Annotated in this window: 11 protein-coding genes; all 11 read left to right on the forward strand. The window is 65.6% G+C overall.

All coding sequences use genetic code 11. The annotated features are described in order from the left end of the window. Positions 1 to 73: 73 nt before the first annotated feature. A complete protein-coding gene (locus H0W40_RS11400; protein WP_292446248.1) occupies positions 74 to 319 on the forward strand; it encodes a hypothetical protein in 246 nt (81 codons plus the stop codon). Continuing rightward, complete coding sequence (locus tag H0W40_RS11405) at positions 316 to 537, forward strand: hypothetical protein (protein WP_292446250.1); 222 nt, start codon at positions 316 to 318, stop codon at positions 535 to 537. The genes H0W40_RS11400 and H0W40_RS11405 overlap by 4 nt, the downstream gene beginning before the upstream one ends. After that, positions 534 to 1214 carry a hypothetical protein gene (locus H0W40_RS11410; RefSeq protein WP_292446252.1) on the forward strand — a complete coding sequence of 227 codons (681 nt, stop codon included), beginning with the start codon at positions 534 to 536 and terminating at the stop codon, positions 1212 to 1214. The genes H0W40_RS11405 and H0W40_RS11410 overlap by 4 nt, the downstream gene beginning before the upstream one ends. Next, positions 1207 to 1779 (forward strand): hypothetical protein, encoded by a 573-nt coding sequence (locus H0W40_RS11415; protein WP_292446254.1) that lies wholly within the window; start codon positions 1207 to 1209, stop codon positions 1777 to 1779. Before H0W40_RS11410 ends, H0W40_RS11415 begins: the two co-directional genes overlap by 8 nt. Next, on the forward strand, positions 1776 to 2036 hold the full coding sequence (locus H0W40_RS11420; protein ID WP_292446255.1) for a hypothetical protein: 261 nt from the start codon (positions 1776 to 1778) through the stop codon (positions 2034 to 2036). Before H0W40_RS11415 ends, H0W40_RS11420 begins: the two co-directional genes overlap by 4 nt. Continuing rightward, the gene (locus H0W40_RS11425; RefSeq protein ID WP_292446256.1) at positions 2036 to 2461 is read left to right on the forward strand and encodes a DUF5681 domain-containing protein; all 426 of its coding nucleotides are present in this window, start codon (positions 2036 to 2038) and stop codon (positions 2459 to 2461) included. The genes H0W40_RS11420 and H0W40_RS11425 overlap by 1 nt, the downstream gene beginning before the upstream one ends. Before the next feature lie 640 nt (positions 2462 to 3101). Further along, complete coding sequence (locus H0W40_RS11430) at positions 3102 to 4262, forward strand: acyl-CoA dehydrogenase family protein (protein ID WP_292446258.1); 1161 nt, start codon at positions 3102 to 3104, stop codon at positions 4260 to 4262. Further along, entirely contained in the window at positions 4259 to 6310 is a 2052-nt protein-coding gene (locus H0W40_RS11435) for an ATP-binding protein (protein WP_292446260.1), read from the forward strand. The genes H0W40_RS11430 and H0W40_RS11435 overlap by 4 nt, the downstream gene beginning before the upstream one ends. A gap of 178 nt (positions 6311 to 6488) precedes the next feature. Further along, the gene (locus H0W40_RS11440) at positions 6489 to 6635 is read left to right on the forward strand and encodes a hypothetical protein (protein ID WP_292446261.1); all 147 of its coding nucleotides are present in this window, start codon (positions 6489 to 6491) and stop codon (positions 6633 to 6635) included. A gap of 353 nt (positions 6636 to 6988) precedes the next feature. Continuing rightward, positions 6989 to 7261 (forward strand): hypothetical protein, encoded by a 273-nt coding sequence (locus H0W40_RS11445; RefSeq protein WP_292446263.1) that lies wholly within the window; start codon positions 6989 to 6991, stop codon positions 7259 to 7261. A 14-nt stretch (positions 7262 to 7275) separates the two neighbouring features. After that, entirely contained in the window at positions 7276 to 7539 is a 264-nt protein-coding gene (locus H0W40_RS11450; RefSeq protein WP_292446265.1) for a hypothetical protein, read from the forward strand. Positions 7540 to 7654: the final 115 nt, after the last annotated feature.

Consider the following 7654-nt stretch of genomic DNA (forward strand, 5'->3'; position numbering starts at 1 on the left):
CGAGTTTGCGGTGCACATAACCGCTTGTTCCGTTCGTACATTGCCCAGCATCGCAATTGCATGGATGCCTTTCATGATTGATTCCCTGGCACACATCCCGCTCTACAAAGAGCCCGACCTGTGCACGCAGCTCGGCCCGATGTTGCTCAACCGCCTGCAGACGCAACGCCGCAATGCGCTTGCAGAGCACGCGCAACTCGTCACCGATGGCGCCGAGGCGGGCCTTATTGCCGAGAAGCTGGCCGAGGTCGACGCGATCGAGGAGCGAATGCGCGGCAAGCGCACGGCTGGCCAGCGCCAGAGCATCTACACCCCATGACGCAAGACCGCACCGACATCGGTGGTCGCATCGCTTGGCACAAAGAGCGCATTGCCGAGGCAGAGGCTCGCCATTGCCGGGAGGTGCTTGCAGCGCATCGTGATCCGATCGACCTCACATCGTCGGCGCGGCTCCGCGCGATCGCCGACGAGCTCGCCGGCCACCACAGCGCTATCGCCAACTTGACCCCATTCGCCTCCGAAAGGCACCCGGCATGAAAACCCCGACCGACAACTCCATCAATGGCCAGGTGGCCAGGCACCAGCACGAGATCGACAAGCTCGACGAACTGCACGGCGAGTGCTGCTTCGCCCTCGCACGCGACCCTGACAGCGCCGTTTTGAAGGCCGAGGTCAAAGCGCTCGAGGACGAGCGGGCGGAACGACTCGCCCACATCGAACGCCTGCGCAAAGCCAGCATCGTCGACGCGTCAAAGAACACGGTGGCGGCGAAGCAGGCGGCGCTCGCCTTGCAAAAGGAGCGAGTGCCGGCCTATCTCGCCGGTACCGAGGAAGCAATCGCCGCCACCGCGGCGGCGGTGGAATACATCCACGGCATCGGGCCGCTGCTCGCACGCATTCAGGCTGTCCAACAGGAGCGCCTGGCGCTCGCTGCGGCAGGTCTGCGCGCGGGCTCCGGCAAGGACTTCATCGCTCGTCATGCTTCCAGGGCGGGCCTTGCCAACTGCGAGATGACCATCGGCGCGGCGCTCGCCCACGCGCTGGCTTCCGCGGGCGTCGGCCGTACCCGGCCAAGCATGGACCCCTACGTAACGGTGTCTGCCCCCGGCAAGGCGCCCGACGTTGCTGCTGGTCTGCGCAAGGCTGCCGACAACATCGTCACGGTGCTCTCCGAATTCATCGCACGCGATGAACTGGAGACGAACAATGGCTGAGAACCTACTCGCTGATCCGGTCGCGCCAGAGACGCCGCTGTCACCCGATGAAGAACTTGGGCGACGGCTGTTCGGCAGCATGACGAAGCCCGAGTCGCCCCCGCCGCCCGCCGACGCGACGCCCGAGGAACGGCTGTTCGGCGGCATGCACACGCACGGGGATGCACAGCGCGGCATCGCCACCACCATGATCGAGCACGACGGCATGAGCCGCGAGCAGGCGAACGCAGTCGCGGGAGAGTGGGCGCCGGTGTTTGCCGAGGCCGGGCTTTCCAACACCGAAGCCTCTACCCTCGCCGAAGTCGGTGCCGCCATCTACCAGCGCCCAGCGAGCGACGAGCAGCGGCAGCAGTGGGCGTCGATGGCCCGGGAAGCGCTCCAGGCGGACTACCGGCCCGATGGAGTGGCCCAGGCGCTCGCCGACGCCAAGGTGCTGGTGCAGCGCTTGGCCGCCTCCCACCCTGGCATCGTCGCCTGGCTCGAGGCCGGAGCCGGCGATCACCCCCAGGTGGTGCGCGTCATCGCTGCCAGGGCGCGCGAGCTGCGCAAGGCAGGCAGGCTATGAGCGAGAAGGCCCAAGACCTGGACACGGTGGACGCCATCGCCCTGGCCGCCACGGTGTGTGAGCGCGTCATCGCCAAGCAAATTGGCGCCGGCAGCGAGCAACGTGCTGCCGAACTCCGATGCGCGCTCGCGAAAGTGATCGCTCGGCACGCCCAGCAGTGCGCAGTCGACTGGCTTGCCGAGGCGAGTTGGATGGCTGACAAGCTTACGGAGCAGCAAGCCGCCGCCGAGAAAGCGGCTCAGCCCGCGCGGCACTGATGAGCGAGCCGCCGCGCCACGCCGGACTTTGGAAGAAAGGCCAAAGCGGTAATCCATCGGGGCGCCCGAAGGAAGACGCAGCCTTGCGCGCAAAGCTGCACGAGGCCGCGCCTGCTGTCATCACCAAGCTGATCGAGCTCGCGAAGGCCGGCGACCTGCAGGCGCTCCGGCTGTTCCTCGATCGCGTGCTTCCCGCCCTCAAACCGCAGGCGGCAACGATCGAGCTACCGGGCCTGGACCGCGGCGCCGGCTTGACCGACCAGGGCCAGCAGATTCTGGCAGCCGCAGTCAACGGTGAGCTGCCCCCAGACGTGGCCAGCGAGTTGATCACGGCCTTGGGCAGGCTGGGCACGTTGAAGCAGGCCGACGAGTTGGAGCAGCGCCTGCGTGCGCTTGAAGCGGATCGCTACGGTGACTTGGCATAGCCGCATCGCCCGTCTCGAAGCGGCGAACGCCGCGCGCCGCGCGCCGCCGGCCCTCGACTCGGTGGCCGCCGGGGCGCGACTCATCTCGATCTACACAGGCTTGGGCGAGCCGATCACTGTGCCAGTGCTGACTGCCAGCAGCCTCTCGCCCGCGACGCCGGCGGCCCGCCGTGCTGCAGAAGCATCTTGCCGCGTTGCCCGCATTCGCGAGCTGGTGGACGCCGCTGTGGCGCGTCAGCGCGCTGAGCAGTTCGCTGACCTTGCCTGAAAGCCACCGTGCCCTCGAACCAATCTCTCGTATTCGATGGCGCCCGACCTGACCCACCTGTGACGAACAATGCCGAATGTCCGCTTCACACTTGCTCGTACTCACATTGCCGGCCATCAGCCGTCCCTGGCTACCGACAGCTTTCGACCAGCTCACCTGGCCATCGTCCCGCGCTTACGTAACGCGTCGTTGATGAATGCCACCAGGGCAAAGTACGATGGCATCACGCCGAGTTCGTCGATCAGGTTCACCGACCGAGCCCGTCGCGGGTCCCAAAAAATTGGGGCAGTCTCGAATAGACTGTCGCCGCGCCACGGGGCACCGACTTGACGCACAGCAGGCACCCTCCCCATGACCTAAAGTCTGTTGCACATGGACACCCTGCTTCCTGATGCACTGCTGAGGCTCCGGGACATCGCGGACGCCCTGGTCGTGGACGTGCTGCTACCCGCGGCCGACGCAGTAGATGCGAACGCACAGTGGCCCGGGGCCGCCATGACAGCGCTTGCCGGACAGCGCCTGACCGGCTTGACCGTTCCAAAATCGCATGGCGGGCTTGGTCAGGGCCTGCTGGGGCTCGCCACCATCACCGAGACCCTGGGACGGGGATGCGCTTCGACTGCGATGTGCTTTGGCATGCATTGCGTCGGGGCCGCCGTGATTGCCGCGAAAAGCTCCGGGGCTCAGAGCGCGCGTTATCTGGAGCCGATCGCCGCAGGGCAGCACCTCACCTCGCTGGCGCTGTCCGAGAGCGCCAGCGGCGCTCACTTTTTTCTGCCGCAGACTCAGCTTACCGCCACCGACGCCGGCTACGTCGTCGAGGGTACCAAGCAGTTCGTCACCAACGGAGGCCATGCGGATTCCTACGTGGTGTCCACGCTAGCCAGCAGCGTCTCAGCCAACGGCGACTTCAGCTGCGTCGTCATCGATGCGGATGCAGATGGCGTGACCTGGGGCGCGGAATGGGCCGGCTTCGGCATGCGAGGCAACGCCTCGCGTCCGATGACGCTGGAGGGCACGCTGGTGCCGCCCGACAATCTGCTAGGCACGGAGGGCGACCAGGCGTGGTACGTGTTCGAGGTGGTGGCCCCGTACTTCCTGACTGCCATCGCCGGTACCTACTTGGGCGTGGCGCAGGCGGCGCTCGACATCACGATCGCGCACTTGCGGTCGCGTCGGCATGCCCACTCCGGCGCCACCTTGAGCGAGATCGATCTGCTGCAGCACCGCGTCGGCCAGATGTGGACCAGCGTCGCGCGGAGTCGACTGTTGCTGCAACATGCGGCCAACGCAGGCGACCTCGGCAGCGCCGAGGCGCTGACGGCCATACTGGCCTGCAAGGCCGACGCAGCGAACGCAGCAGTGGCTGTCACCAATGAAGCGATGACGCTTTGCGGCGGCATGGCCTACCGCGAGAACAGCACGCTGTCGCGGCTCCTTCGCGACGCACGCGCCAGCCATGTCATGTCGCCGACAACCGAGATGCTGACAATATGGACCGGGCGCAGCGCAATGGGGCTGTCGCTGCTTTGAACGCCACCCTTGCTGTGGCGCCGTCCCATTCCTCGGGACAAACTTCGGTTCTGGTCTGGAGCGCCGCGCCGCTGGAGACCGGCGTGAAGGAAGCGCTCGATGCGGCCGTGCAAGGCACCGGTGGATTACTGCTGATTCATCACGACTGCGACGCAGCGCTGGCCCTGCTGGCACGGTCGGACGGCAGTGCGGGTCTGGCCGGCCAGCCGGCTAGCGAGCCGCCATCGCTGCCTGACCCGGTAGCGCTGGTGGTGCTGGTGGTTCAGCAACTCGACCAGGTGGGCACGGCGCGTGCGTTGGCCCGAGCCGCACCGAAGGCGGGCTGCATGGTCCTAATGTCTGCAGCACACGAGCCAGCATTGCGCCGCGCCCTGATGTTCTCTACCCCCACTGGCACCTCCTGGCATCTTGAGCGTGCCGACGACCCGCTGCTGTGCGAGCGCATTCACGCTGCGCTGATGCAGCACGTGCATGGCCAGCGGCTGCGCACGACTTTGGACCGCATGAAACTGAGCTTGACGAGGCCGTCTCCCGTCGAGGCGTCCGAGCACCGCCGCCTGGTCGCGTCCGATTTGTTGCTGGGGAGCGTGCTGCGGCACGCATCGGATGCCATCGTGTCGCTCGACGACCATCAGCGCATTCAATCCTGGAACGACGGCGCCCGCCGACTGTTCGGGCGGGACGCGTCGCGGGTGCTCGGTACGCGGCTGTCCGAGCTGTTCGATTCGCCCGGCGACGTTACAGCGCTGTTCAACGAGGCCGCCGGGCAGGCCGGCCGCAAGGCGGAATGGAGCGCGCGAGTCGGGCCGCAGAGCAAGATCATCGAGGCCACGCTGGACGGCATCCCCGACGATGCCGGGCGCCGTATTGGCGTGCTGGCAATCCTGCGCGACGTGACTGCACAACGCCGCAACGAGCGCGAGCTGGTCGCGGCATCAAGGCAGAAGGACGAGTTTCTGGCCATGCTCGGGCACGAGCTGCGCAACCCCCTGTCACCGATTCGGAACGCGGCGGAAATCCTGCGACTGACCGACAAGGGTAGTGACCCACGCGTGCGGCGCGCATCAGACATCATTGCGCGGCAGGTTAAACACCTCAGTGGGTTGGTCGACGACTTGCTGGACGTCGCGCGGGTCACGCGCGGTGCCATCACGCTGAACAAGAACAACTGCCACGTCGCTGCAGTGGTTGCCGCCGGCATCGAGCAGGCACGCTCGTTGATCGACGCGAAACACCAGGAACTGCAGGTGCACGTCGACGAGAGTTGCATGGTGCTGGGCGACAGGGAGCGCCTGACTCAGGTCTTTTCCAACCTCATCAACAACGCAGCGAAGTACACCGGTGAGCGCGGGGCGATTGTTGTGCACGTCAGCGCTGATGAAGCGCGTGTGAAAGTCTCTGTTTCGGACACGGGGGTCGGCATCGCGCCGGAGCTGCTGCCGCGCGTCTTCGACCTGTTCATCCAAGGTGCCCGTTCGGCTGACCGCACGCAAGGTGGGCTGGGCATCGGGCTCTCGCTCGTCAAGAGCCTGGTCGAGGCGCATGGCGGCTCTGTCGTGGGGCAAAGCCCGGGTCTGAACCGGGGCAGCACGTTCACGGTGACATTGCCGCGGGCGCTGGGGGACGAGCAATTCAACGGGGCCCCTGCCGGCGCCCCGTTTCCGGCGGGCAACCGCTTGCGTCTGATGGTCGTCGACGACAATTCGGATGCTGCCGACACGTTGGGCATGTTGCTCGAAGCGCAGGGTCACGAGGTGAATGTCCAGCACGATCCGCTCGATGCGCTTGCTCGGGCCGAAGAGATGGCGCCGGATGTTTTCATCCTCGACATCGGCATGCCTCGCATGGACGGCTATGAACTGGCCAAGCGCCTGCGCCAGCTTCACGCGGGCAGCCATGCAGTCCTGATCGCACTCACTGGCTACGGCCAGCCAGAAGACCGCCTCGCGTCGCGCCGAGCGGGGTTCGACCATCACCTCGTGAAGCCGCTGGATGCGGCGCAGTTGCGGGGCCTGCTGGAACACATCGTGCCGACCACGAGGCATTGACCGGGCTGCGCGTGTCCTGTGGCGTTCCTCCCTGGGTGGCTGAATGCGGGTCCGGCAACCGCTTTGTGGCGTCGAATTCGGGACAGCCGAATGTCTCTTCAGGGTCGCGAACGGCTGTTCGACCTGACTCTCCAAAGCCGACATGCGGCCATTCCTCCGCCCAAGGGACACGGAGGCCTTGGCCAAGAAGCTCGCGAAGTGGCAGGTGTCCTACCTGCTCGGCATGGCGGTGTTCGCGCGCGAGCTCTCAGGCGCGGTCGGTGGCTTCGACTACGGCCGCCCGCCGGTGGCTCGTATCGCAACGGACGTGAACCGGGCGGGTTAGCGGGCGGTGCAAGGCGAGGTCGACGAACCGGCGGTGATGTCGATCGTGGGGCTGCTCGGCACCGCGTTCGGCATTCCGACGGTGCAGGCGCTGCGCAGCTACAAGGGCTGGAAGGCTGGGACGAGGGCGACGCGCCGGCGATTACGGTGCTGTTGGGGACACCGCCGAGGGGCTGAACCGCTGTACCGATCTGCCGCTAACTGTACCGATTGGTACAGCAACAAGACGCTACTGCGCGCATCTACGAAAGTTGCTTGCCCGCCGGCGGAAGCTGTGGGACAGTCATGGCGGGGTGCAGGCCTGCGCTAACAGGCCTGCACTCCTAACCACCCTCAACTGATCTGGAGCTGAAAATGGCTACTTGCAATTGTGCCGCTGCTGAGCAGCAACGCACCCCCCACTTCTCGCGGTGCATCGACGATGTTTTCCTCAAAGTCGAGCAGATGGTCGCTGTGCTTGCAATGACGCACAGCAGGCACGCACTGGACATGCTCGAAGACGACGAGCTGGGCAACTTGTTTGGTCTGCTGTGGACGTTGGCGGTGGACGCGCAGGCCTCGTTTCGCCGAGCACGAAGCGTCACGCGGGACGAACCGGCTGACACCATGGTCGACCCGCTGCAATAACTAGGAGACGCCTCATGAACGCCAAACAAGTTGCAGGAGCCGACGATGTTCTTAGCTGGCTGTCTGAGCAAGCAAGTTGTCTTCCCGAAGCTCGAGAGAACGCAGTGCAGATGACGGTGGTGCTAACGATGGCCCGGCTATACCTAGTGGAGTTCGCGACCCACCTTTCGCGGGGAATGGAACCCTACGACGCGTTGAAAGCAACCGCAAATGGCGAACTTGAGTTCACACAAAGGCAGCAAGATCTTTGGCGTGTAGTGCGTCCACCCCTTGAGTGACTGAGCGAGAAGGGCCGCCGGGTTCGGGACCCTTACAGAGGTGGCTCCGGTTGTTCGAACACCGAATCGGCTTCGATAAGTGGAGCCCTGCGGGTTTGATATCGGTGGAGAGTTG

Source organism: Methylibium sp. (genome assembly GCF_013817345.1).
In the GTDB taxonomy this organism is placed as follows: domain Bacteria; phylum Pseudomonadota; class Gammaproteobacteria; order Burkholderiales; family Burkholderiaceae_C; genus Methylibium.